This window comes from Methylibium sp. Root1272 (assembly GCF_001425905.1).
GTDB lineage: Bacteria > Pseudomonadota > Gammaproteobacteria > Burkholderiales > Burkholderiaceae_C > Methylibium.
Genome location: NZ_LMDY01000012.1, coordinates 586,422 through 609,861, shown reverse-complemented (window position 1 = coordinate 609,861; position 23,440 = coordinate 586,422). Strand labels below are relative to the sequence as shown.

The 23,440-nt window shown below is 60.6% G+C and carries 23 protein-coding genes and 1 pseudogene; 6 read left to right on the top strand and 18 right to left on the bottom strand.

Going from position 1 to position 23,440, the window contains the following annotated elements:
* Positions 1-117 precede the first annotated feature (117 nt).
* Positions 118-1,005: a LysR substrate-binding domain-containing protein gene (locus ASC67_RS08720; RefSeq protein WP_056317997.1), complete on the top strand. Its 888-nt coding sequence runs from the start codon at positions 118-120 to the stop codon at positions 1,003-1,005.
* 312 nt (positions 1,006-1,317) lie between these two features.
* Here ASC67_RS08720 and ASC67_RS20245 read toward each other — a convergent pair whose 3' ends face one another.
* Complete coding sequence (locus ASC67_RS20245) at positions 1,318-1,455, bottom strand: DUF4113 domain-containing protein (RefSeq protein WP_082535906.1); 138 nt, start codon at positions 1,453-1,455, stop codon at positions 1,318-1,320.
* Positions 1,455-1,916, bottom strand: a complete 462-nt coding sequence (locus ASC67_RS08715; RefSeq protein ID WP_056317992.1) for a hypothetical protein — start codon at positions 1,914-1,916, stop codon at positions 1,455-1,457. The genes ASC67_RS20245 and ASC67_RS08715 overlap by 1 nt, the downstream gene beginning before the upstream one ends.
* 397 nt (positions 1,917-2,313) lie before the next feature.
* Between ASC67_RS08715 and ASC67_RS20240 the strand changes: the two genes are divergently transcribed.
* Positions 2,314-3,444: a porin gene (locus ASC67_RS20240; protein WP_082535904.1), complete on the top strand. Its 1,131-nt coding sequence runs from the start codon at positions 2,314-2,316 to the stop codon at positions 3,442-3,444.
* 76 nt (positions 3,445-3,520) lie between these two features.
* Complete coding sequence (locus ASC67_RS20235) at positions 3,521-5,554, top strand: sigma-54-dependent Fis family transcriptional regulator (protein ID WP_082535903.1); 2,034 nt, start codon at positions 3,521-3,523, stop codon at positions 5,552-5,554.
* 39 nt (positions 5,555-5,593) lie between these two features.
* Here ASC67_RS20235 and ASC67_RS08705 read toward each other — a convergent pair whose 3' ends face one another.
* The 11 genes and pseudogenes from ASC67_RS08705 to ASC67_RS08655 form a co-directional block, all read right to left on the bottom strand.
* Positions 5,594-6,445 (bottom strand): DeoR/GlpR family DNA-binding transcription regulator, encoded by an 852-nt coding sequence (locus ASC67_RS08705; protein WP_082535902.1) that lies wholly within the window; start codon positions 6,443-6,445, stop codon positions 5,594-5,596.
* Between the two features lie 217 nt (positions 6,446-6,662).
* The gene (locus ASC67_RS08700) at positions 6,663-8,285 is read right to left on the bottom strand and encodes a Na/Pi cotransporter family protein (protein ID WP_056317978.1); all 1,623 of its coding nucleotides are present in this window, start codon (positions 8,283-8,285) and stop codon (positions 6,663-6,665) included.
* A 39-nt stretch (positions 8,286-8,324) separates the two neighbouring features.
* On the bottom strand, positions 8,325-9,077 hold the full coding sequence (locus ASC67_RS08695) for an HAD-IIA family hydrolase (RefSeq protein ID WP_056317975.1): 753 nt from the start codon (positions 9,075-9,077) through the stop codon (positions 8,325-8,327).
* A 62-nt stretch (positions 9,078-9,139) separates the two neighbouring features.
* Positions 9,140-9,961: a phosphodiesterase gene (locus ASC67_RS08690; protein ID WP_056317971.1), complete on the bottom strand. Its 822-nt coding sequence runs from the start codon at positions 9,959-9,961 to the stop codon at positions 9,140-9,142.
* Positions 9,962-9,974: 13 nt separating this feature from the next.
* Positions 9,975-11,231: an ABC transporter substrate-binding protein gene (locus tag ASC67_RS08685; RefSeq protein WP_056317967.1), complete on the bottom strand. Its 1,257-nt coding sequence runs from the start codon at positions 11,229-11,231 to the stop codon at positions 9,975-9,977.
* Between the two features lie 21 nt (positions 11,232-11,252).
* Positions 11,253-12,086 carry a carbohydrate ABC transporter permease gene (locus ASC67_RS08680; RefSeq protein WP_056317964.1) on the bottom strand — a complete coding sequence of 278 codons (834 nt, stop codon included), beginning with the start codon at positions 12,084-12,086 and terminating at the stop codon, positions 11,253-11,255.
* Between the two features lies 1 nt (position 12,087).
* Positions 12,088-12,969 (bottom strand): carbohydrate ABC transporter permease, encoded by an 882-nt coding sequence (locus ASC67_RS08675; protein ID WP_235566266.1) that lies wholly within the window; start codon positions 12,967-12,969, stop codon positions 12,088-12,090.
* Positions 12,970-14,130 (bottom strand): ABC transporter ATP-binding protein, encoded by a 1,161-nt coding sequence (locus ASC67_RS08670; protein ID WP_082535901.1) that lies wholly within the window; start codon positions 14,128-14,130, stop codon positions 12,970-12,972.
* 255 nt (positions 14,131-14,385) lie between these two features.
* A pseudogene (locus tag ASC67_RS08665) lies at positions 14,386-14,727 on the bottom strand (DNA polymerase V subunit UmuC); the annotation flags it as partial.
* A 15-nt stretch (positions 14,728-14,742) separates the two neighbouring features.
* On the bottom strand, positions 14,743-15,117 hold the full coding sequence (locus tag ASC67_RS08660) for a LexA family transcriptional regulator (protein WP_235566265.1): 375 nt from the start codon (positions 15,115-15,117) through the stop codon (positions 14,743-14,745).
* 369 nt (positions 15,118-15,486) lie between these two features.
* Positions 15,487-15,759 carry a hypothetical protein gene (locus tag ASC67_RS08655; RefSeq protein WP_056317952.1) on the bottom strand — a complete coding sequence of 91 codons (273 nt, stop codon included), beginning with the start codon at positions 15,757-15,759 and terminating at the stop codon, positions 15,487-15,489.
* Between the two features lie 381 nt (positions 15,760-16,140).
* Here ASC67_RS08655 and ASC67_RS08650 point away from each other — a divergent pair, with 381 nt between their 5' ends.
* Positions 16,141-16,944 carry an SOS response-associated peptidase family protein gene (locus ASC67_RS08650; protein ID WP_082535900.1) on the top strand — a complete coding sequence of 268 codons (804 nt, stop codon included), beginning with the start codon at positions 16,141-16,143 and terminating at the stop codon, positions 16,942-16,944.
* 278 nt (positions 16,945-17,222) lie between these two features.
* Here the strand turns inward: ASC67_RS08650 and ASC67_RS08645 are convergent, their stop codons facing one another.
* Entirely contained in the window at positions 17,223-17,552 is a 330-nt protein-coding gene (locus tag ASC67_RS08645; RefSeq protein ID WP_056317949.1) for a YegP family protein, read from the bottom strand.
* Between the two features lie 442 nt (positions 17,553-17,994).
* Here ASC67_RS08645 and ASC67_RS20795 point away from each other — a divergent pair, with 442 nt between their 5' ends.
* Together ASC67_RS20795 and ASC67_RS21265 are read left to right on the top strand one after the other, a co-directional pair.
* Positions 17,995-18,477 (top strand): transglutaminase-like cysteine peptidase, encoded by a 483-nt coding sequence (locus tag ASC67_RS20795; protein ID WP_056317944.1) that lies wholly within the window; start codon positions 17,995-17,997, stop codon positions 18,475-18,477.
* A 128-nt stretch (positions 18,478-18,605) separates the two neighbouring features.
* Positions 18,606-18,914, top strand: coding sequence for a YHYH domain-containing protein (locus tag ASC67_RS21265; RefSeq protein WP_404932858.1), 309 nt, complete (start codon positions 18,606-18,608; stop codon positions 18,912-18,914).
* 113 nt (positions 18,915-19,027) lie between these two features.
* Here ASC67_RS21265 and ASC67_RS08635 read toward each other — a convergent pair whose 3' ends face one another.
* Genes ASC67_RS08635 through ASC67_RS08620 form a run of 4 tightly spaced genes read right to left on the bottom strand, consistent with a single transcriptional unit; the run spans position 19,028 to position 23,436 of the window.
* Positions 19,028-19,465, bottom strand: a complete 438-nt coding sequence (locus ASC67_RS08635) for a response regulator (RefSeq protein ID WP_056317941.1) — start codon at positions 19,463-19,465, stop codon at positions 19,028-19,030.
* The gene (locus ASC67_RS08630) at positions 19,452-20,978 is read right to left on the bottom strand and encodes an ATP-binding protein (protein WP_056317939.1); all 1,527 of its coding nucleotides are present in this window, start codon (positions 20,976-20,978) and stop codon (positions 19,452-19,454) included. Before ASC67_RS08630 ends, ASC67_RS08635 begins: the two co-directional genes overlap by 14 nt.
* On the bottom strand, positions 20,978-21,520 hold the full coding sequence (locus ASC67_RS08625) for a YfiR family protein (RefSeq protein WP_156466701.1): 543 nt from the start codon (positions 21,518-21,520) through the stop codon (positions 20,978-20,980). Before ASC67_RS08625 ends, ASC67_RS08630 begins: the two co-directional genes overlap by 1 nt.
* 23 nt (positions 21,521-21,543) lie before the next feature.
* Positions 21,544-23,436 carry a TonB-dependent siderophore receptor gene (locus ASC67_RS08620; protein WP_162245620.1) on the bottom strand — a complete coding sequence of 631 codons (1,893 nt, stop codon included), beginning with the start codon at positions 23,434-23,436 and terminating at the stop codon, positions 21,544-21,546.
* Positions 23,437-23,440: the final 4 nt, after the last annotated feature.

Below are 23,440 nucleotides of genomic sequence, written 5' to 3'. Positions count from 1 at the left end.
TGGTTGGATTCGGTTGAAGGAATCTTCGACGCTGCTCGCCTGAATGACAAACGATGGTTGTTCACTCTCCTATGAACCCCATTCACATGAAAGCCGCTTTCGGCCACACTGCGCTGCATGAGGAAGATTCCCAACTTCGTGCTGCTGCGCGCCTTCGAGGCGGCGGCGCGGCTGCAGAGCTTCACGCTTGCCGCGCACGAGCTCCATCTCACCCCATCAGCCATCAGTCATCAGGTGCGCGAGCTGGAGGCGGTGTTCGGTCGGCCGCTCTTCGTTCGCAGCCATCGGCGTGTGGACACGACGGCAGAGGGTCGCCGGCTCTACGAGAGCCTGTCACGTATCCTCGACTCGCTCGAAGCCTGTTGCACCGAGGTGAATCTTGCGCCGTCGGGTCAAGTGCTTTCGGTGTACTGCGCGCCGAGCTTTGCAGCGAAGTGGCTGAGCCCACGCTTGGCGACCTTCATGCAAGCCAACCCCGGCATCACGATCCGACTCTCCTCGGGGGCTGAGCCGCTCGACCTGACACAGGCGCGAGAGGTTGACTTGGCCATTACCTATGGCCACGCGTTACAGCGACCCGGTGTGGAGGTGACACCACTTGGCAAGGAACGCATCGTACCGCTCTGCGCCCCGTCGTTGAAAGACCGCAAGAAAAACTGGCGTCAGCAGATCGCCGAGCTGACACTGATCGAATCCCAGCTGAATCAATTCACTTGGCGCGACTGGTTTCAGCTCAATGGCATGGACATGCCTCAGCGACCGCGGCAGTCGTTTGACCGGGGCGCGCTCTCAATCTCGGCAGCGGTGGACGGTCTTGGAGTAGCGCTTGAGACGACACGGTTTGCTGAGCGCGAACTAGCTCGAGGCGAACTGGTCGAGGCAGGCTCGACTGTCTTCAAGCATATGGATCGGGAAATGCACTTCTTGTCGCAGCGCTCGAACGAGAGGCAGGTCGACAAGGTCCGTCGCTTCAAGACCTGGCTCATTTCAGCCGTGAAGGGCTGAGTTCAGAACTGTACGAGGTGATGCCACCTGCGCGGATCACGTCGCGGCAGTGAACATCGCCGAAGCGATGGCAAGAGGACATCGAGAGATCCGTTCCCTTCCTGCCAACAGATCGACACCGTCCAACACCACTCTCCAGCAAGTCGCCCCCACCGCGCGGACGGCGTCGCCACGGACCCGGGCAGGTCTAATTCAACAATCGCATCGACCTATATCCACGCTACAGGCGCCTCGCAGCGACAGACCACTAGGTGCCCGCACATCCGACCGCCAACGTCCCTCACCTCACGCCCTCACCACCAGCACCTCCTCTCAGCAGGTCGTGTACTGCGGCGTGCGGCGCTCCTGCTTCATGCCCCAGTCCCTCTGCGTCTTAGCGGCCCCCCCCCCGCTGGCCATCGCCAGCGTCCCGCGGCCGAAGCGGTCGTTGATGCGGTTCAGCGCCGTCATCAGCCGCACGGTGTCCGGGGCCGGTTCGTCGAGCGCCAGTTCATGCTGGTGCCGGCTCGCCGGCTCGCCGGCTGCAGGTCCAGCAGCATCACGCCGGCCTTGATCAGCTCGTAGCCCGGCCGGTAGATCTGCCGGATGCGGCGCACGGCGGCGGCCACGAGATCGGCGGTGTTCGAGGTCGGCCGCCTCAGGGGCAGCACGATGTTCTTGCCGTACTGCGGCCCGGGCCGGTGCGGGCTGGTGTGGGTGAACACCAGGACCTTGCCGGCGTGCCCCTGCTGGCCCCGGAGCTTCTCCGCCGCGCGGCTGGCGAACAGGGTCACTGCCTCGATGAGCGGCGGCTGCTCCCGGATCGGCTGGCCGAAGGAGCGGGTGCAGGCGATCTCCTGCTTGGCCGGGGGCTCGTCCTCGAAGCCGATGCAGCTCACGCCCTGCAGTTCGCGCACGGTGCGCTCGAGCACACGCGCCAGCCCGCCTTGGCGGTGGCCGGTGGCATGCGGGCCAGGTCAAGGGCCAGCACCAGGACGGTATGAAGACCGGGAGGCAGCCTGCCCCGAACCAGGAACTTCAGAGACGGATGGGGACGGATTGCGCCCAAATTGTGAGTGGAATCCCTAGGCTCGTTCATAAAATGAACATATACGATCGTTTATGATCGTTATAGATCAATTGTTGATCTAACGCGATCAACTGCGGGCCATGGTCGACCACCAGGACGCAGACGATCGGCGGTTCAGGGTGGCAGTGAGTGTTGCCCGACGCACCCGCGGCCCTCGAAGCCTGATCGCCTGCATCTCAGCTGTCTTCCCAGCCCGTTCCTGTCGACGAGTTGTTCCATTGACGAATAACGGAGGAGAGATGAAGAAATTTCACAAGGGTAGTTTGGTTATTTCGCTGGGTGCGTTGCTGACCGCCGGGGGCGCTTGCGCCCAATCCAGCAATGTGACGCTGTATGGGATCGTAGACGCTGGCGTCGAAGTGAGCAGCCAAGGCAATGGCACGCACACCAGACTGATCTCCGGCGGCTTGTTCGGAAGTCGCTGGGGCCTTAAAGGCACAGAAGACCTTGGAGGAGGACTGAGCGCCCTCTTCCGCCTGGAGTCGGGATTCAGCCTCGACGACGGAACACTCGGTCAAGGGGGTCGCCTCTTCGGGCGAGAGGCTGTGGTCGGCCTGTCAAGCAGCACCGCTGGGACGCTGCTCGCTGGCCGAGTGATCAACACCCAGTACATCGCTCTGAGCATCGTAGACACCTACTTCTATGGCACTGGGGGGGGATTGCTGGCGTTGACCCGAAGCGGCGCCACAACCCAACAATTAATGCCCCTTACTGTCAATGCTCGAGCAGATAACGCGTTGAGCTACACATCGCCCAATTTCGGCGGCCTCGAATTCAGGGGGCAGATCGCAGCGCGTGAAGCATCTACCACGATCGGACGCTACTACGGGCTCTCGGCTCGCTACAAGAGCGGCAACATCGACTTCGTCGCTTCACACGCAAAGCAAGAAGGGGCCAACGATGAAAACGGAAGCATTCGTTCGACCATCATCGGCGGGAGCTACAACTTCACCGTCGCCAAAGTCTATGCGGGCTACGCGAACGAAAAGAACTCCTGCACGACATGTACCGGAGCGCTTGCGAGAGCCACCGGTGTTGCAGGAGCATCGGCAAGTGAATTCCAGTTTGTGAATGTCGGTGTCCGAGTTCCGTTCGGTCAGTTCACGGCCATCGCACAAGCGGTACGCATCACAGACGACACCATATATGCCGTTCCTACGGAAAGCCGTGACGCAACCGCGCTGTCGGTGGGTGGAGAGTATGCATTGTCTAAGCGCACGATTCTGTACGGGTCCGCGGCGACCGTAAAGAACAAAAACGGCTCGCAGTACGCCATCGGCACCGGTGCGGCTCAGCAGCCCGCCGGTACGGTAGCCGCGGGCGACCCACGATCAAAGGCTTTCACCTTGGGTGTGGCTCATTTCTTCTGAAAACCGACGTGAAGAATTCCTGACCGAGATCGACAATTGCAGCCTCTGACCGAAGCTGCAATTGTCATAAGCAGCAATGAAATTTGGACATCAAGAGCTCACCTCGGTGGAACGCCGCCACGATGAGGCAACGGCCGTTGATTCCAACCTCTGCGTGACGCAGTTCGATCCCGCGCGTGATCGGGCGATCGAAGCATCGCACCAACGATGTCGCGAGATGCAGTTGAGCAGGCTGAGATCGAACGACTTCGATCGACTCAGCCGCATGGAACTCACCTTGCTGCGAGATCGCAATAAACGCCTTCTGACACACGCCACGCCGCTGGCCGAGATGATTATCGACTTCTCCCGCCTCGACAGGAGCGTCGTCGCCGTGGCCGACGCGAAAGGAACAATCCTGCACTGTTGCGGCAACCAATCATTTCTGGACAAGATCGCGCGTCTGCCTCTTGGACCCGGCATCAACTGGAGTGAGCCAAGTCGCGGCACCAATGCCATCGGAACATGCCTCGTCACTGAGCAACTCATCACGGTGCATGGCGAGGAACACTTCATACATTCATACGAATTCCTCACTGGGTCTTCAACACCCCTATTTGACCCGCGCGGCGACATCGTCGGAGCGATCGCAGTTCTCGGGGATAAGGACACATTCAGTGTTCAGGCAATGAGCTTGCTTCAGCTCGCCTCAAAGATGATCCAAAACCAGTGGCTTACGTCCGAAGCGTCTCAGATGTTGAGACTACATTTTCATCATGAGCCGAACTGGATCGGAACACCGGCCGAAGGAATAATCTCGTTGGACCAGTCTGGCCGAGTCCATGGCTGCAATCAGGCAGCGCAGGAGATGCTTGCGACATCGGCTGTTTCGCTCCGAAAGCTGTCGATCGACGATATTTTCAAGAAGAGCACGTCGTCGGTGTTAGATCATTTTTCGTCCAGTCTTGCGCCACCACTACGCCTTCAATCGAAGGACGCTCGAATATTTCATGTTGTTGCTCGATTCTTCGAGTCCGAATGGCGACACCATTGCGGTCAGCGCGAGAGATCAGAAGCCACAGCTTCAAAGCGGTCTCTTGTTGTCGAAATCCGCAAGTCACCACAGATTGTTAACGACTTTCTCGCCGCCGATCCTGTTGTCCAAAGACTTCTCGAGAATGTCGAAAAGCTCATTGACAAGGGAGTCTCGATCTTGATTCATGGCGAAACGGGTACGGGGAAGGAGGTCCTCGCGAAGGCCATACATCAGAAATCAGCGCGCTCCAAACAGCCCTTTGTTGCAATCAACTGCGCATCGATTCCGGAAAGCCTGATCGAATCAGAGCTCTTCGGTTATGAAGAAGGTGCATTCACCGGTGCCCGACGCAAGGGTGCCGCCGGTAAGGTACTTCAAGCGCATGGGGGAACGCTCTTTCTTGACGAGATTGGCGACATGCCTTTGGCCTTGCAGGCCAGGCTGCTCCGCGTTCTTCAGGAACGGGAGGTCATCCCGCTGGGTGGCAGCACTCCAGTTCCGGTTGACGTTTCGGTGATCAGCGCCACCCACCGCGCACTTCCTGAGCTCATCTCGCTGGGAGCATTTCGGCAAGACCTCTACTACAGGCTCAATGGCTACGTGGCGAATCTTCCGCCGCTGAGAGATCGGAAAGATATCCCTCAACTCGTCAATTTCATCTTGCACAAAGAGTCCGACCGCAAGCCACCGCATGTCGATCCAGATCTCCTCCAGTTTCTCTGCGAGCATCCCTGGCCCGGAAACATCCGGCAGTTACACAACACCTTGAAGACCGCCTTGGCGCTCGGTGAGGGTCGTCAGACGATCGGACTGGACTGCCTTCCTTCAGAACTGCTGCCCCCCCTGCCACTGCCTAACGTGAACGACTCACCGCGCGTCATGAAAGACCTGCCGAGCGATGGTGTCGAAGCTTCCACGAAACTCGATGCTCCTGAACTGATCCACGGCGTTCGACACGGGGTCGATGACGACACCATCAGAAAGGCTCTCTCGAGATCGAACGGCAATATCTCCGCGGCAGCGCGCGAGCTCGGGGTCTGCCGCAACACCATCTACCGAAGGCTCTACTGGGTCGAAGGCAACCAGCACCGATAGGTACCTCGAACAACGGAACCTGCTACGCAAGCGACGGAATCACACCTCCGGCGCTGTCCTCATGACATCCTCGGACGCCAAGTCCAAGTCACCAGGCGCCGCTTCGTCGTCTGCCGCGACCGTGATCACTTCGATATCGAGTGCATCGAGATGTTTTCGATCAACATCTCGAATCCCAGTATCGGTCACGATCCGCGTGATCTTCGACAGCGGAGCTATGCCGAACATCGACCCCGCCTCAAACTTGGTCGAGTCAGCGAGCAACGTGACTTCAGAAGCGGCCCGAACAAAAGCACGATAGGCCATCGCTTCCTGTGGAGTGCTCATCGTGGGCCCCAACGCCAAGTTGATGCCGGTGACACCGAGGAAGACCGACTGCCCCCACACGTCAGCGAGTGCAGCCTCCAGATCGGTTGACGCAGTCGTCATCTTCTTCTTCTCAAGCGTACCCGGCAAAACGATGACGGTCGAGTTCTGACTTCTTGCGAGTTCCAGCGCAACCGTCAGACCGTTCGTGATCGCCGTCAGATTCTTGTGATTCCTGAGCGCCCTTGCGAAAACCGTCATCGTCGACCCGCCGTTCAAGAGCAGACTGTCGCCGTCAGAGACGAGTTGCGCCGCACGTTCAGCGATGCGCTGTTTCGATCCGCCGTGGGCCTTGAATCTATCTTCGAACGTTCCTCCTTCGTAAGTCGCGTACTCGTACAAGGATGCGTGGAGGCGGGCACCACCGTGTGTTCGGTTGAGTACTCCCTGCTTCTGCAGATCAATCAGATCGCGCCGAATGGTCAGTGGTGACGTCTTGAATCGATCTGCAAGATCTGCGACGGATACGGAGCCATCTCCACCGAGGATGTCGACGATTTGCTGCTGACGGTCAGCCTTGAGCATGAATTGGGCGTGTTGGGTTGTTCAAAGCGAACAATTTTTGATCGCTTTGCCCCCCACGTCAACGTCGTCCCGATCGGAGCCTCGCGCCTGCAGGCACGGCGGAACAGAAATGGGTGCACCGAAATCGCATAGTCACCGGGCGTAGCGTCTGCGGCGCAGTCTTTCAGACTACAGGTCGATCCCGCAAATTTCTCCCGCTCGAACGAACCGGTGCCTATCAAGCTGATACGTAGGAGGCGGCCCAGACACCACTGAGCTCGCTAGAACGACCTCGAAACAGTCGCGCGATGTGTTGGAGGTCGCTGACCAGATCGAGGTAAACAGCATCCGCTCCGTTGACGGTGGCGTCGTCACCGCTGGCCGCAAATCGGATGTACTCGTCGATCGAAGTCACCACAGAGTTGTTCATTTGCTCATGGAGCTGGTAAACCTCTTCACCGATCTCCGACTCGAAACTGACCAGCCTCGACGTCTGAATTCTCAGCAGAGTCGACAATCGGTCATACAGATCAACCAGCGTCGTAATCTGGGCTTCCGAGAAGAACAACCCCTCTTCACGGATCCTCACGCTCAGTCTTCTCAAGATCCGCTCGAGGATATCGCCGGCGTGTTCGAAGTTGATCGTCGATAGCATGATCGCATGCCAACGCGATCGTTGTACAGGATTGAGTCTGTCGAGCGACATCTGGTTGAGGTACTTCCGTACCGCGGCGTAGATGACATCGATCTCAGCGTCGAGCTTGACCGTTTCGTCGGCAAGTCGTCTGTCGGAGTTCCTCACGACCGCCTGGCTGCTCTCAAGCATCGTCTGTAACCTGTTGGAAATCCGAAGCACCTCACGCGTCGCGTCCGAAATCGCCTGATTGTCCGAAACGGCCTTCGTCGACAAGTACTTGGGCGAGACAACCTCCTCATCGACCTTGACAGCCGCTCTCGCATCGATCCAACGCCCGACGACGTGTGCCAATGGCAGGGCCAAGATGAGAACGAGGAAATTGAATGCGATGTGACCGTACATCAGCACATCCGCCAGGTCCCCGGTTGGCAAGATCCTCTGGTCAAGCCGTGAAAGCATCAGCATCACGCCGGCAGCCGTCGTCAGCCTAAAGCCCAGATTCGCTGAAGAGACCCACTTGGCCCGCACGCCGGATGCTCTCGCCGCCAGCGCGGCTGAAACCCCGGTCCCCACATTTGCCCCGACCACGATCGCAAAACCGAGCAGCAGGTCCACGCTGCCATGACTGACCAGTTCTGCAGCAACGACGACTGTCGCGAGGCTGGAGTAGCACAGCAGGGTCAGGACAACGCCCATCAGCGCGAAGAACGGGACATCGTGGGGAAGAAATCTAAGGATCTCAATGAAGTTCGGAGAACGGAATATGTGCTCAGCATTGCTCGAAATCGAGCGCAAACCCACAATGACCAGCCCCAGGCCGAGGAGAACCCTTCCCGCATGCCCGGCTTCGAATCCCTTCTCCTTCAGGTGCAAGGCAGCTCCTATGATCACGAGCAAGGAGGCGGCGGCACCTACATCGAAGGTGAGAATCCGTGCGACGATGGCGGTGCCGATATTGGCACCCAGGAGCGCAAACAACGCGGCATCGACGGAGATGGCCGCCCGTGCCAGGAACGAGCAGAAGATTAACGATGCCGCGTTGCTCGACTGAAGCACGATGGCCGTCAGTCCACCTGCGACGGTGCACTTCGCTTTGCTTCGCGATATCCGTTGCAGCGCTTGTTGCAGTCGTATTCCGAGCAGCCGGATTGCCGCGATTTTGACCAGGTCGGTTCCCCAGACAACCAAGGCAACACCGGCTAGCATTTCCAGCAGAGTACGCATGAACTTAACGCGAGGAAAATCGATCTCGATATAGTGTTGTCATGCCGTTATCTTTGCGCGAAGCCAGATCGACTTCATACCCACTGCGGTCGCCCCCTGAATGTCCGTTTCAAAGGTGTCACCGATCATCAAGGCGTCGGCGGGCGAGACGGCACGGTCTCTGAGAACGTGCCAGAAAAATGCAGCCGACGGCTTGCCGATGATGATTGGAGTGATACCGGGGAGAACGGCCTGAAACATCGACTGCACCGCACCCGTCTCGATCTGGGGAATTCCACCGACACCTGGCCGAGATGGGTCAGGGTTGGTCAGATAGAAGACTGCGCCTTGGCTCAACGCGTCCACAACCTTCTGCGCGCGCGAGAGAAAAAGGTTGTCATCGCGCCCCAGGATAACGACATCGGGATCTTTGTCCGTCAGCGTGAGGCCTAGCTCGCTGGCGAGTTCTCGCATCGGCCGGCTTCCGACCACGAGGGCCTTGCAGCCTGGATGCGCCGTTGCCACGATCCTGATGGCGACCTCCCCTGCAAGATAGATTGCGTCGGGCCGGATCATCAAGCCGAACCTTCCCAGATGATCTGCGAGTTCGACGGACCGAAGCGTCGAATTGTTCGACACGACGGTGAGACGGTCCCCTAGTCGTTCCGCCAAGCGATCCGCACCGGACAAAGGAACATTTTCGACCGCCAGGCATCCATCGAGATCGCACAAGACCAGCTTTGCGGCGTCGATCTGTGACCATGCCTGAGGCGAAAGCGAGAACAGACTATCCTCCTCGAGTTGGGATTGCATACGACTTTCGTTCTTTATTCTTTGTCTTGATTCCGAGCATCACCGAACTTGCGATCGCGCTGCTAGCTGTACTCGAGAAATTCCTTTGACCCATCCATCATGAACGTCTCGCCTCGGTAGAGGTAGTCGTGCATGTGAACGATCAGACGCTCCAAATCCATGAACACCACGCCGTACTGCGGTGGTTCGTGTGACCCACGGATCAAAGTTGTGGCATCGAAGTCAAGCGCGACCTGGTGATTCGTTCCGCGCAGCGTAGAGAAGCTGATACCACGCCAAGCGCCGCAGATCGGACGATGCACATGACCGAAGAAGATGTGCCTGATGCGCGACTCATGGCCGTCGATTGCATGGCGAAAGTGAGACGGATCGAGCAAGCTGTACTGATCCATCGAGGGCAATTCGACGTTGAACGGAGGGTGATGCATGAACAAGGTCACCTTGTCGCCGGTGTTCTCCGAGAGTCGCGCTCGGAGCCACTCCGCACGCTTCTCGCAGAACACTCCATGGTGAACACCGGGCTCGTTGGTGTCCAGAAAGACGCATCGACCTAGTTCTCCTGCCGATCGCACGAACTGCACGAAGCCGTTGGTGTCCACCGAGGCATCCTCGAAGATCGAGCAGTACGTCGCTCGATGATCGTGGTTGCCAAGGATGTGCAAGCACGGCACCACGAGTTGAGACAGTTCCTCCGCCAGTGCAACGTAGGCTTCCCGCTGACCATAGTGCGTCAGGTCCCCCGTCACAACGCAGAACTCGGCGTCGGCGTGGTGGCGATTGATGCTCTGGACGGCACGTCTCAGCCGCCACGCGGGATCGAGTCCCCACAGTGCCTGCTTGGCCGGAACCAGGTGTGTGTCAGTGAGGTGGATGAACTTCAGCACGGTCGTTCTCGATTCATCGATCCAGCAGCTTCTGCGTCTTCTCTACGATCTCGTTGAGCGCGACATCAGGCGCCGCACGACCGGCGACCACCGAGTGGAGGCCGTCCTGGATGACATCAGTGATCTTCAAACCGTTCTGACCGGGAAACGCATACCAGGTCGCCACGTAGTTCAACTGCTTCAGCGCTGTTCGATAGTTCTCGTTCGATTTGTAGAAGTCCGCGAGAAACTCTTGCTTGGTGATGGCCGTATCGTTGGCGGGGAAGTAGCCTGTCGTCTTCACCATCAGCGTCGCCGCCTCGGGGCTGGCCAAGAACTTCAGGTACCGCCACGCTGCCTTCTGCTTCTGTGGATCCTTGGTGAGCATCATGGCGACATTGCCGCCCGCCGGCACTTTTCCGCCCGAGACACCAAGCGGGTAGGCAACCGTCTTGAACGCGAACTTGTCGCCGACCTGGCGAGTCACGTTGCCCAAGAACGCCGTCGTCTGTACCCAGATGCCCAGGTTTCCGGCGATGAAGTCCTGGACCGAGACGGTGTAGGGCACGTCTTTCATTCCCGCCACCGACCTCATCTCGCCGAGTCGTTTGATGGCGGCCTGTCCGGCAGGGTCGCCGAACTGCACTCGTCGCTCGTCGGCGCTGGCCATCACTCCGCCGTGCGAGTAGACCAGGGCTTGCCAAAGCCAGTTGCCGCTGATGTCCCAGTCGTAATGGAAGCCCCGGACGCCACCGCCGAGCGCGTTCACCTTGGCAGCGAGCGCGAACAGGCCATCCCAGTCGCCTGGCAAACTGGCGGGATCTCCACCGGCGCGACGAATCAGATCGGTATTGATGTAGACGATCGGCGTCGAGATCGAGAACGGTAGACCGTATTGCTTGTTGGAGAACTGACCGATCTTCAACAAGTTCTGGTTCAGTCCCAGACCGGCGTACTCAGCATCCGACGCCGCCAACGGTGTCAGATCGACGGGAATGCCCTTGTCGATCAGGACGCGTTGTCGGTTCAGCCCCTGGAAGGTGATGTCAGGGGTTTGACCGGTCACGGCTTGCAGAAGAACGCGTTGATTCGCCTGCTCGTAATCTGTCGCCGGCGCAGTGAACTTGATCGACACGTCCGGATTCGCCTTGGTAAATCGATTGGCAAGGTCCTCTTGCAACGTCTTGAAGATCCCAGGATACGGATAGTCGACGACCAGTTCCGTTGTTGCAGCGTCGGCCGCACCATGGGCCAACAGCAGTGCAACACCCACGCGATAGAGTTTTTTCATACTTGTCTCCTTGTGTAGTTATCAGCCCTTCATCCCGGCCAGAGTCATGCCTTCGATGAACTTGCGCTGCGCGAACAGAAACACTGCGATCAGTGGTGACGTGATGAGGACGGCCGCCGCCATCAGTGGCCCGAACTGCACGCTTCCCACTTCCTCAGTTCGGAAGAAGATGATTCCCAGCGGCGGCGTCGCCAAGGCCGGATCCGTGATAACCAGCAACGGCCACATGTAGTCGTTCCAATGCGTGACGAATGAGAAAATGAAGAAGGCCGAGATCGCGGGGATCGCCGTCGGAAGCATGATCTTCCAGACGATCCGGTACTCCCCGATGCCATCCAGCCTGGCGGCGTTAATCAGATCGTCCGGCACGCCCACGAAGTGCTGTCGCAGCAAGAAAATTCCGAACGCTGACGACACGAACGGAATGATCAGCGCCGCGTATGAGTTCAACAATCCGATTTTGTAGAACGCGATATACAAGGGGATTGCGGTAATCGCATAGGGAATCATCAGGGCGAGAACGATCGCCTTGAAGAGGCCATCCCGTCCTCTGAACCGACCCTTGGCAAGTGCGTAGGCACATGGGACGCAGAAGATCACTTGCATCGCAAAGATCCCAAGGCACACGATCAGGCCGTTCCCGAGGTAGCGCAACATCGGCACCCGGGTCAGGGCCTCGCGATAGTTCTCGAGCGTCCAGACAGTCGGAAGTATGGAAAGCTCGGCGCTGAAAATATCTGTCTGCGTCTTGAAGCTTGTCAGGAACATCCAGAGGAAAGGAAACAGATAAATCAAAGATGCGGAGGCGAGGATCACGTGCCGCAGCAGCTGGTGAACATTGAGTCTGGAAACCATGTCAATAGGCCTTTGCCAGGCGCCTTGTGAAGCTGATCTTGACCACCGTGAACAAAAGAATGGTCGCTATATAGATGACGACCAAGGCGCTTGCATACCCCGTCCTGAAATACTGGAATCCTTCCGTGTAAATGAGGTGCAGCATCACCTCGGACGCCTTGTTCGGCCCCCCTTTGGTCAAGACTTGGACCGTATCGAACACTTGGAACGCGCGAATTGCGCAGTAAGTTATGACGAAGAAGGTCGTGTGACCGAGCAACGGGAAGGTGATCCTCTGGAACTTCTCGCGTTGGGTGCAAATTCCATCCAACTGCCCAGCTTCGTACAGTTCCTTTGGAATTGCCTGCAGACCGGCCATGAAAAGCACGAGTGCCAGACCGGTCATCTCCCAGATGCCGATGGCGCAGATGGCCCACATGACGGTGTCGGTGTCACCCAGCCAGTTCTTCGGAGAAGCGCCCAGGAGCATGACGATCTTGTTGATGATCCCGGCGGTCGGGTGCAGCATGAATTGCCACACGACGCTCATGGCGACAAGTGTCGAAGCCACCGGCAGAAAGATCGCCGCCCGATAGAACGCTCGCCCAGCCTTGTTCGACTCGATCAGAATGGCGAAGAACAGCCCCAGCGATATCGCGGTAGGCACGACCACTGCGATGTACTGGATCGTGTTCTTGAACGCGCTCCTGAAGTCCTCATCGTCGAGAATACTCAGGTAGTTTTTTGCTCCGACCCACTGAAAGTCACTGCCGCCGAGCTGCCAGTCAGTCAGGGACAAGAGGAAAGTGACGAAGGCCGGCGCATACAACAGTGCGCACAGCCCGACGAGGGCTGGGCCCATCAAGGGCAGCAGCGGCAGGCGGGCTTGATTGCTTTTGGCCACTTAGCCCACCACCGGCTGAGGCCGTTCGTCCGCAGTCGCCAGCTCACTGGTAACTCTGCGCCCGTCTTTCGAGAAGACGTGCACGTCTTGGCCGCCAACGTTCAGGAAGATTTCCTTCGATGCCTCCTTGGCAATTCGATCGGGAACATGCGCTTTGACAGGCGTCCCGTACGGCGTTGTCAAGTTCCACAGCTCTGCTCCGCCGATGTACTGGCGCTGCTGCATGACTGTCCGGATGGAAGACGCCCGAGCGGCTGTGGTCACCGTGAATTCCGTGGGTCGGACCCCGACGCGGCAGTCTTCGTTGCGCCGCCCGCTGATCCAGATCGGCTGGGGCACGCCTTCGATGGTCAGCTGCCCGTCTCCGTCAATCCGCCCACCGAGCAAGTTCATCTGCGGCTGGCCGATGAACATGGCTACGTCGACGGAGGCAGGCCGCGAGTAGAGTTCTTCAGGCGTCGCGATCTGCAGGATCGCGCCGTCCTTCATCAAGGCGATCCGATCGGACAAGGCCATCGCCTCCTCCTGATCGTGGGTCACGTAGATAAATGTCGTGCCCAGCTTCTGATGGAGCGAAGCGATCTCGTCCCGAACCTGAACGCGCAGGTGCGCATCCAGGTTGGAAAGCGGCTCGTCGAATAGGAAGGCCTTGGGGTTGCGAACGATCGCCCGTGCCAGCGCGACGCGCTGCCGTTGACCGCCGGAAAGCTGAGACGGCCGTCGATCCAGAAGGTGCTCGATCGATGTGGCTGCTGCGGCCCTTCGGACTTGTTCGGCAATGCCCTGCTTGATCCGACGTGCCTCGGGGAACAACTGCCCAATCACGGGGAGACGCTGGGCGCTCGAGAGCTGACGCTGCTCCAACGGGACAGCGATGTTCTGTTCCGTGGTCATGTGCGGGTAAAGCGCATAGTTCTGGAAAACCATCGCGATATCTCGCGCGCGCGCCGCCAGACCAGTGATGTCCTTGTCATCCAGCAAAATCTTTCCCTGGTCAGGAAAGTCGAGACCCGCGATCAACCGCAACAGCGTCGACTTGCCGCAACCAGAGGGACCGAGCAAGGAGATGAACTCGCCATCCGCCACGTTCAGATTGACTTCCTTCAGCACGGCGGTCGCGCCATAGCTGCGTTTGACTTTTTCGATCGCGATGCTTGCCACGGTGGTCCTTGATCAACTCTGGTGCCCTAAAACGATCACATACGTTCAATAACGATCATTGATGATCATATGCGCCCGCAATCTGAGCAGCATTAGGGATTTCACCGAAGCCGCCCGAGATCGCTAGCTGGTTGCCATCCCGGACGGGATCTCGCGGTCTTCGTCTGCGCGGCGACAAGCCACTTCTCACCAAGCGTTATTCGCCTAGAGTTCGCCCCCGCATGCAGCGTGGAGCATCTTTTCAACCGACTCGCCGCGCACGCCGCTGAGGTCGATGAAGGATTCGTCGATGCTGTAGATCTCCTGGCCCGGCCCCAGGCCGGCGGCCAGGGACATCATCCGCTCGCTCATGTCGCCGTAGAGGGCGTAGTTGCTCGACAGGGCAACCAGACCGTGGGACTCGGCCAGGTGGCGGATCTGGAACCACGGCACGGCCATCCTCACCCCCAGGGCCTTGGCCTCGTTGGAGCGGGCCACTGCGCAGCCGTCGTTGTTCGACAGCACGACCACCGGGCGGCCGACCAGGTCAGGCCGGAAGACGCGCTCGCACGAGACGTAGAAGTTGTTGCCGTCGACCAGCGCGTAGAGACTGCCCATGGTCGGTGTCCGGCCTCACAGGGGCATGCGCTTGATGGTGGCGACCACGACACCCCAGACTTCGACGGTCTGGCCGTCCTTGGGCTCGATGTCGGGATAGGTGGGGTTGGCGGCCTTGAGCTTGACCCGGCCGGCCCGCTTCCAGTAGGTCTTGACGGTGAACTCGCTGTCGACGACGGCGACGACGACGTGGCCGGAGCGCGGGGGGATGGCACGGTCGACGATCAGCATGTCGCCGTCGGCGATGCCGGCGTCGCGCATCGATTCGCCGCGCACCTTCATCTGGAAGGTGGCCTGGGGGTGCTTGACCAGGTGCTCGAGCACGTCGATGCGCTTGGCGGCGTGGTCCTCGGCCGGTGAGGCGAAGCCGGCCTGGACGCTGCCGTGCACGGCCTGGGCGCGCAGGCTGCCGGGGAGGTGCGTACTGTATGTACATACAGTATATACCGCACGCACAACGAGGGACGCCGTCACCCATGCTCTATGGTCACGAGCACAGTCGCACACCCTTTGGGGATGGCGCCGCTCTGCGCCATCTGCAGAATGGCCCGGTGGACTTCCTAGATCGCTCAGCCTGGGCCGAGATGTTCGCCCGATACTACCTGCACCTCGCAGGCGCTGGCCGATGGGTTGACTTGGTGGCCCGTGGCCGGCTGCTGTACTCGGCGCACCGTCACCTGAATCCGATGACCGTGGCCGCTGCGGAGAGCCGCTACGGCGTGGTGACCCACGCACGGCCGCCGACCAGATCGACGCGCATCAGTCTGCGGGCTCGCTGACCACCGGCGGAGTGATCATCGTCTCATCATCGGCCAGGAAGTCGGCCAAGTAGCAACCAGCGATCGATCCGATGGTTCCCACCACCGCGACCGAGATCAGCCACGACGTGAACTGAACCGCCGGCTTAGGCATCCAAGCTGCGAAGTACGTCAGCGCCAGGGCAACCACCGCCCCAACGGCAAAGCCACAGGCCTGGCACTGCCGTTGAAGAGTCAGGTAACCCGCACTGCTGAGCCGCCGCTTGGTGAACATCGCATCCGCCTCTGCTGCCTCAACGTGAGGCTGACAGGCAGCGTAATGTGATGCAGCGCTGGCAATGTGAAGGCCCCACATGATCTATGGACGCCTGGGCGTTGACGTATGTCAATTGATGGCAGCTTGGCTTCCACGGCGTGCTCCATGATCGACAGAATCAGCCATGAACAAGTTGCAGAGCGTATGGGCCGAGGACTTCGCGACCGAGTACTCGCTGCTGACGGACGGCTTCAAGGTCGCTGGTGAGTTCAGTCAGCGCGGCCTGAAGCTGTACCAGACACACGGGCATCTGGACCCGACCGTCGTCGCCCTAGTGGAGTCCGACCGCTGGCATGCGGAGCAGCCGATCTGCGAATGCCACGGCGATAGGATGGCGCCATGTGCTACTCGGCCCAGATCATCGACAGCTACAAGCAGTACGTCCGACACTGGGGCGCCGAGATGTCCATAGAGGAGTTCGCCGAGCTGTACGGCTTCTCCTTCAAGGACCGACGCAAGATCCCGAAGCTGATGGACCTGCTGTTCACCGACCCGCAGACTGAGGGCGAGCGGGACCTCAAGCGGCTGATCGATTTGCGAGCCGCAGAGCTGACTGTCGAGTACGAGCAGGAACTGTTCAAGCAGCGCACCCGGCTGGCAGACGCCGAGTGCAAGCTGGCGGTCAAGGAGACCAAGGCCGCCGTCGAGAGCAAGCGCATCGCTTCCAACAAGGTGGATGCGATGCTGGGCAAGCTGCAGGATCTGAAACGGCACGAGCCCAAGGACCGGGACGCGCGGATCTTCCCCGGCGTCTACGCTCCAGTGGTCGTCGCGGAGGACGGCAAGCTCGTGGTCAAGTCCATGCGCTACCAGTGCCGCCCGGCCGGCAAGCCGGTGTTCTACGACCAGAAGTTCCCCGGCACCTACAACGCCCGCAGGAACAGCCTCGAAGGCTACTGGAAGGGCCAGTTCGGCCACACCCATGGGCTGCTGATCGTGAAGACCTTCTATGAGCACGTCGACCGAGACGGCAAGGACGTGGTGCTCCAGTTCACCCCCGATGATCGGGAACCGATGCTGGTGGCCTGTCTGTGGTCACGCTGGACCAGCAAGGACGAGCCGGACCTGCTGAGCTTTGCGGCGATCACGGACGAACCACCGCCCGAGGTGGCCGCGGCGGGGCACGACCGCTGCATCGTGTAGATCAGGCCCGAGAGCAAAGGCCGTCGCTCGGCGTCAACCATCGCACGCGCGGGGCCAGCGATCCCTACGGGCAGAGCCCTGGTTCGGAATCGATCAAAATGAGCACCTTAAATGCTAATTCCACGGCAAGGGCAAATCCTGAAAGGCAATGCTATTGAACTGCACGCCCATAGCGAACGGGACTGAGGACTAAACGGCACGCGAGCGCCGTTCGGTGCGACAGTAGCGGCGTCGAATCGGGTGAGCGCGCGACCCACCAGAGGATCGATGACGCCTGGCTAGGTTTCGTCCTTGGTCGGTGCAGTCGGACCATTCGCCTTGCACGATGCGATGCCACCCTCCATCGCGGCGGCAGATGAATACATCTCGCTCGCCCCGATGGTCTGGCCGTTCGACGCCGTGAGCACGAAGTAGGGTTGCTGGCTCGTCGAGGTCTTGCGCGTATACCTAGCGTCCGACGCTGAATTGGACTTGACGGAAGCGATGCCGGTCTCTGCGGCCTGCTTGGTCGCATACCGTTCGCTCGTCAGGATCGACTCGTGATTGCCAGCCTTGAGGTTGAACATGAATTGGGTGCCGGAGCGCTTGAGTGCGTAGTAGCCCGCCATAGTGGTCTCCCTGTGGTGGATGCATTGCCTGTTGATTGATAGGTGAGGGTGCGATGCGTCTGGTTGCTTGCCAGAGTTCAAAGGATATGGCTGTTACAACCGAGGTGAGTTCGGGTTTCGACCTAGCAAGGCTTTACAGGAGACAAGGCGATTTGAGAAGCAGACACTGGCTGGGTCTGATGCCCGTGTCTTGGCGGTCTTGCTCGCGACTCGAGGCGTCGGCGACAGGGAGGGCCTCGTGTATGCCTTGCCGTATCCGCCTGCCGGTCCGCGCGGCCCCGTGCGCTGTAGTCGGCGTGGCTTCGTTAGCCATTGCGCGGCGGCATGCTTGTCTGCAGCGATCTCCAGAACCGCCGCTGCGCCTCTAGATAGCGAGGTCCCAGCTAGCAATCTACGGCGGGCGAGGCACGAATTCGAAGCGCTCGCGCTCGCGGCGCGTGCCTTGGAAATCAAGCAGCGCGTCGCGTTCATCAACATCGCAGTCAATCAGCGGGTCGAGTACGTGCCGGATCCGTTGTCAGCGCCTGGCGGTGATATTTGGTCAACACCCTGTGAAACGCTGGCCCGCGGGGCTGGGGACTGCGAGGACTTTGCGATCACCAAGTTTTTCCTGCTGCTGGCGAGCGGCGGCCCACAAAACGGGGTTCGGCTACTGTATGCACGCCACAGCCGCGTGGACCGCCCTGCGGCTCCAGTACCGCATATGGTGGTTGTTGCCCAGTGGCCGCTCATCGACCCACTGGTTTTGGATTGCATCACCCCGTTGCTTGTCACGCTGTCACACCGCGATGACCTGCAACCCGTCTTCAGCTTCGACCAATCTTCTATCTGGCCGCGGGTTGATGCGGTGCCGCTGTCGCCGGTCCGCAGCAGGATCTCGTCGTGGCGAACGGCGCTGGCTCGTACGGCGCGGCAGCTTCACTAGCCGTTGAAATACCAGTCACTCGACTTCTTGCTGATGGCACTCTGCTGTCCACATCGCGTCATCCGATAGGCGCGGTCGCACACCGGGTCGCTCAAGGCGAAGCGCACGCGTTGGGCTACTTAATTGACATGGATATGCACCGCCGGATTGTTCTCTCGAGTCTCCTCGTTGTTGCAGGTGCGTCGGCTCACGCCCACGGCGGCGGGCTGAACGCCGAGGGCTGTCACACGAATCGCAAGACGGGTGATTACCACTGCCACCGTCCCCCGGCAGTTGCAACGCCGCAGCGCAGCGCCGTCCCAATGCAATCTGCCGCTCCGGCGCAAAGGCCTGCAGCGCCGGCCCCCTCTCCGACGAGCCCGACTTGCTATGTGGGCGCGCGTGGCGGCACCTACACGATCACCAAAAGCGGTAAGAAGAACTACGGCGGTTGCTGAACTGGCCACGCCACGGGGCACTGGGCGGCAGGTTATGAAGTTGGCAAAAGGCAACCCGATGTTCATGGTGGTGTGGAGCGCAGAACATCGCCCTCGACGCATCAATCCGACGGTCAGGGCGTCCGATTGATAGCCAGCCAGTAGTAGCCCGCCTGGTGAACAACGTCAGCGACGGAGCCGAAATCTACAGGCTTCACGACATAGCTGTTGACGCCGAGATCGTAGCTACTCTCAACATCCGATTCCTCCTGCGAGGAGGTCATCACGACGATCGGAATACGTCGAGTTCTTTCATCAGCTTTGACGGCTCTGAGCACTTCGATTCCATCCATTCCTGGCATTTTCAGATCAAGAAGGACCAGCCTCGGAGAGGCATCGTCACGGTCCTTGTAGATTCCACGCCGGAAGAGATAGTCAAGTGCAAGCTCACCATTCTTGACCCACATCACACGATTGGCGAGTCCGCCCTTCTTGAGTCCACGCATCGTGAGCTCCGCGTCGTGGTCGTTATCTTCGACCAGCAGGATCTCGACTTGCTCAAACAGTTCCATCGTTCGGCTCCCGTGGAAGGCTGAAGTAGAAGGTCGCGCCGGCGTTCGGAGTCCCTTCGGCCCAGACCCGCCCGCCGTGGCGAGTAACGATACGCTGCACCAGCGCCAGCCCGACGCCCGTCCCCGGAAACTCGCTCGCATCGTGCAGCCGCTGGAACACGCCGAACAGCTTCGACTGGTACTTCGGGTTGAAGCCTGCCCCGTTGTCTCGCACGAAGTAAATGTGCTCCTTGTCGTCGGTAATGGCACTGACGGAGATCTTCGGCTTCTCCTGCTTCGCACTGAACTTGAGTGCATTGGACAGCAGGTTCACCCACACCTGCCCGAGCAGCACACGGTCACCCTTCACGGGAGGCAGGTTGCCGACCTGCAGTTCGATCCTGTCGGTCGTGCCAGGCGACCCGAGACCGTCCCAGGTCGCGTTCACGAGAGCCGTCATGTTGAGGTCGCTCACTTGCATGGCCTTTCGGCCCAGGCGAGAGAAGGCGAGCAGGTCGTCGATCAGCCCGCTCATGCGACGGCCCTCGTGCTGGACGATACCGATCTTGCGCAGCGCCTCGTCCGAGAGTTCGGCGCGGTGATCGTCGATCACGGCTTCGGCAAAACCCACGATGCCCCGCAGCGGCGCACGCAGGTCGTGCGAGACCGAGTAGCTGAAGCTCTCGAGCTCTTTGTTCGCCGTCTGAAGCTGATCGGTGCGCTCGGCCACGCGCTGCTCGAGTTCGATGTTCAGTTTGCGCAGATCCTCGTCGGCGCGCTGCCGCTCCGAAACCTCGTGCGCCAGCGATCGGTTTGAGACCTCCAAGGCCTCGGATCGCTGGCCGACTTCGGCCAGCATGTCGTTGAAGGCGTCGACCAGCACGCCGATCTCGTCTTGCGTCGTCTTCTGGACCCGCAACGAAAAATCTCGCTTCTCCATGACCTGCCTCGCGACGGCAGTCACCGCGAGGATGGGTTGCGTCAACGCCGATTGCAGCCAGGCAGACACGGCGCCCGCCACGAGGAGACTCAGACCCATGACGGCACCAAGAATGCCGAGGTAGTCCTTCAGCCGCGCCTTCAGGTCGTAATCGGCTCGCAGATAGACCGTGCCCAGGATCTCGTTGCCTTCGACGATCCGCCTGAAGACGATCAGGTCATCCCCCTGCACCTGCGCGCCGTCGGCGCCCGGCAGATCGGGCAGCGCCGCCGCACCCGCACGCGCAGGGCTCTGGTAGCGAGCCACCAGCCTTCCTCGTGCGTTGTAGATCGCTCCGGAGAAGATCTTCGGCTTGGCCTTGAGGAGAGCCAGGTTTTCGTTGGCCGACTTGGGGTCGTCGAATGCCAGCGCCGGAGCGCTTGCGCGCGCCAGGATCTCCGCCTGCGTAAGCAGATCGTCCATGCCCTGCTTCTTGTGGCTGCGCAGGTCGTAGAAGACGAGTGCCGCCCCGGCCACGGCCAGCGCCGCGAAGGTCGACGCCAGCACCGCGATCGCGAACTTGAAGCGGATCGAACGCTCAAGGGCCCTTCGCATCACGGTGCTCCCGCCGCCGTCACCTTCTGGGCCACCGCGAGCAGGCGCGAACTGAGTCGCAGTCCGTTGGCTTCCGCCGTGTCCAGCGCGATCTCGAATCTCACGCGGCGCTCGACGATCACGAAGTTGATCATGCTGCCTGCGTGAAGTGCACCTTCGGATTCGGAGACCACCAGCACGGGACGGTGACGTGTCCACTGGCGCAGCTGGTCCGGCGGCGGCGTCTCGGCCTGTCCGAGGAACAGGACGTGCACACCGGCCAGCGAATCACCGAACCTCAGGCGACGCACGGTCACGCTTCGATCCGCCAGAGTCCGGCCGCTGACCACCTGCTGGAGTTCCACGGCCAGCGGTTCGGAGCCCAGCACCGCGATGGTGAACGGGGCATCGACCGCCCCACCGGCTTCTTCCGGCCACTCCACGTAGCCCGCAAACTTGTACAGGAACGCGGCCTTGACCTGGTACTCGGCGCCCTGCCCCCCTCCCTGCGCCGCACACCAGCTGCTGACGCCCAGCCATGCAGCGAGGAGCGCCGCTCGCATGCACGCCCGGACGACCGGCAGGCTCACAAGGACCACCTCAGGCGCACGAGAAAGCTGCGACCGATCTCGCTGCGCGCCGGTGCCGCGTTGAATTCCGGGTGTGCGGCATCGAACAGATCACGTCCAACCACAGAGACTTCGATGTCGGAATCGATACGCCAGCCGAAGCGAAGGTCGAAGGCCGTGTATGCCGGCACCGATGGCTCGGGAAGTGCGGCGACACGCCGCACGGCAATGTCGAGTTCCTGTCGATGCGGCAGATTGAACGCCGAACGCAGCATCCACTGGTACTCGGGATCGTTGCCCAGGTTGCGCGGACCGTCGGGATCGGTGCTGCCAGGCTTCAGATGCAGATCCTGCTGCAGCAGCGTCGTACCACCGCTCAGGCGCCACGTCGGCGCTACCTGCCAATCGGCCCAGGCTTCGGCACCATAGGTTTTGCCGTCGATCATGTTCTGCACCTGCGCGCCAGGTGGTGGTTGCCCGCTGCGAAGCCTGTCCCAATCGTGCAGGTAGACCGTGGCCGAGTAGTTGAATGCCGGCGTCGGCTGCGACCGATACCCGATCTCGTAGACATTCGCCACTTCGGCAACGAAGTCAGGTCCGCCCGCGATGATGTATGGGGGTGTCGGCGGAAGGACGATGTCCCGGTCGAGTCGCGCGGGCGCACGCACCGCTCGCGAGAACGCGGTCCACACAAGTTGGTCTGTGGTGAGCTTCCAGCTGAGGCGGGCGCTCGGCAGCACTTCGGTCCCGGTGTACTCGTTGTTCTCGAGCCTCGCTCCGAACGTTGCCGCAAGCGTCTCGGACAGTCTGAGTTCATCCTGGATGAAAAAGCTCTTCCAGCTCTGGGTGCGCCGAGCGGGGACGAAGGCGAAGAACAGACCCGGTTGGATGTCGTCGCGGGCTCGCCGGTACCCTCCTCCCCACATGATCCTGTGGTTGCCCAGCGGCACGCCATGCTGGAACTCGAAGTCGAGGATGTCGACTTCCGGGCTGTAGATCGCGGCATCCTCGCGCGTCGAACGGTCGTAGTAGCCCTGGATTCGCAGGTCCGAGCCATCGGTGAAGCGCTGGCTCCAGCGCGCCAGCACGTTGCTGCCCGAAACCTCCACCGGGCTCAGCTCGAAAGGCCCGAAGAAGCCCCGATGCTCCGATCGGCCTCGATACACATCGCCCTGAAGCGTGAAGTCACCCCCGGTCCCGGACCAGTCGGCACGAAAGCCGAGCTGATGACGATCCCATCCGTCCGCCACGGCGTTGCCCGCCTCCGACCGCGTGTTGTCGAGCCGCGAGGCCTTGGCGTAGGCCCGCCAGTGGCCGGCGTCGCCCAGACTCCCTCCGTAGCGCAGCCCTAGATCGCCCCCGCGATTGCCGCCGTCGACGACCGCCAGGCCGCCGTGGGTTTGCGAGGCGGATCGGGTGATCACGTTGATCACGCCGTTCACCGCATTCGTGCCCCACAGCGTCGCGCCGGGCCCGCTGATGACCTCGATGCGTTCGACATCCTCCAGGAAGACGTCCTGCTGATCCCAGAACACGCCCGAGAAGAACGGCGCATAGACCGTTCGACCGTCGATCAGTACCAGCAGCTTGTTGCCGATCGCGTTGTTGAAGCCGCGTGCCGAGATCGCGTACTGGCCTGCGTCGATGCGCGCGACCTGCAGGTTGGGTGCCAGACGCAGGGCCTCGGGCAGCGTCGTCACTCCCGAGCGGCGGATCAGGTCGGCGCTGATGACAAAGACGGAGGCTGCCGCGTCTCCAAGACGCTCCGTCCGGCGCGACACGGACGTGATCTCCACGCCCGCGAGTTCTTCCAGAGAAAGATCGACCAGATCCCTTTGAGGCACCGAGGCTGACTGCGCTGCGGGTGCGGCCACCCAGAACAAGGCGTGAAGAACGAAGCGCAGACGCAACGAC

What these genes read in the sequence shown, in the direction of transcription:
- ASC67_RS08630 (WP_056317939.1), bottom strand. Translation starts at nt 20,978, where the DNA reads ATGCGAAGGGCCCTTGAGCGTTCGATCCGCTTCAAGTTCGCGATCGCG.
- ASC67_RS08685 (WP_056317967.1), bottom strand. Translation starts at nt 11,231, where the DNA reads ATGAAAAAACTCTATCGCGTGGGTGTTGCACTGCTGTTGGCCCATGGT.
- ASC67_RS21265 (WP_404932858.1), top strand. Translation starts at nt 18,606, where the DNA reads ATGGATATGCACCGCCGGATTGTTCTCTCGAGTCTCCTCGTTGTTGCA.
- ASC67_RS08625 (WP_156466701.1), bottom strand. Translation starts at nt 21,520, where the DNA reads ATGCGAGCGGCGCTCCTCGCTGCATGGCTGGGCGTCAGCAGCTGGTGT.
- ASC67_RS20240 (WP_082535904.1), top strand. Translation starts at nt 2,314, where the DNA reads ATGAAGAAATTTCACAAGGGTAGTTTGGTTATTTCGCTGGGTGCGTTG.
- ASC67_RS08695 (WP_056317975.1), bottom strand. Translation starts at nt 9,077, where the DNA reads ATGCAATCCCAACTCGAGGAGGATAGTCTGTTCTCGCTTTCGCCTCAG.
- ASC67_RS08720 (WP_056317997.1), top strand. Translation starts at nt 118, where the DNA reads ATGAGGAAGATTCCCAACTTCGTGCTGCTGCGCGCCTTCGAGGCGGCG.
- ASC67_RS08705 (WP_082535902.1), bottom strand. Translation starts at nt 6,445, where the DNA reads ATGCTCAAGGCTGACCGTCAGCAGCAAATCGTCGACATCCTCGGTGGA.
- ASC67_RS08680 (WP_056317964.1), bottom strand. Translation starts at nt 12,086, where the DNA reads ATGGTTTCCAGACTCAATGTTCACCAGCTGCTGCGGCACGTGATCCTC.
- ASC67_RS08700 (WP_056317978.1), bottom strand. Translation starts at nt 8,285, where the DNA reads ATGCGTACTCTGCTGGAAATGCTAGCCGGTGTTGCCTTGGTTGTCTGG.
- ASC67_RS08650 (WP_082535900.1), top strand. Translation starts at nt 16,141, where the DNA reads ATGTGCTACTCGGCCCAGATCATCGACAGCTACAAGCAGTACGTCCGA.
- ASC67_RS08635 (WP_056317941.1), bottom strand. Translation starts at nt 19,465, where the DNA reads ATGGAACTGTTTGAGCAAGTCGAGATCCTGCTGGTCGAAGATAACGAC.
- ASC67_RS20235 (WP_082535903.1), top strand. Translation starts at nt 3,521, where the DNA reads ATGAAATTTGGACATCAAGAGCTCACCTCGGTGGAACGCCGCCACGAT.
- ASC67_RS08655 (WP_056317952.1), bottom strand. Translation starts at nt 15,759, where the DNA reads ATGTTCACCAAGCGGCGGCTCAGCAGTGCGGGTTACCTGACTCTTCAA.
- ASC67_RS08645 (WP_056317949.1), bottom strand. Translation starts at nt 17,552, where the DNA reads ATGGCGGGCTACTACGCACTCAAGCGCTCCGGCACCCAATTCATGTTC.
- ASC67_RS20245 (WP_082535906.1), bottom strand. Translation starts at nt 1,455, where the DNA reads ATGACGGCGCTGAACCGCATCAACGACCGCTTCGGCCGCGGGACGCTG.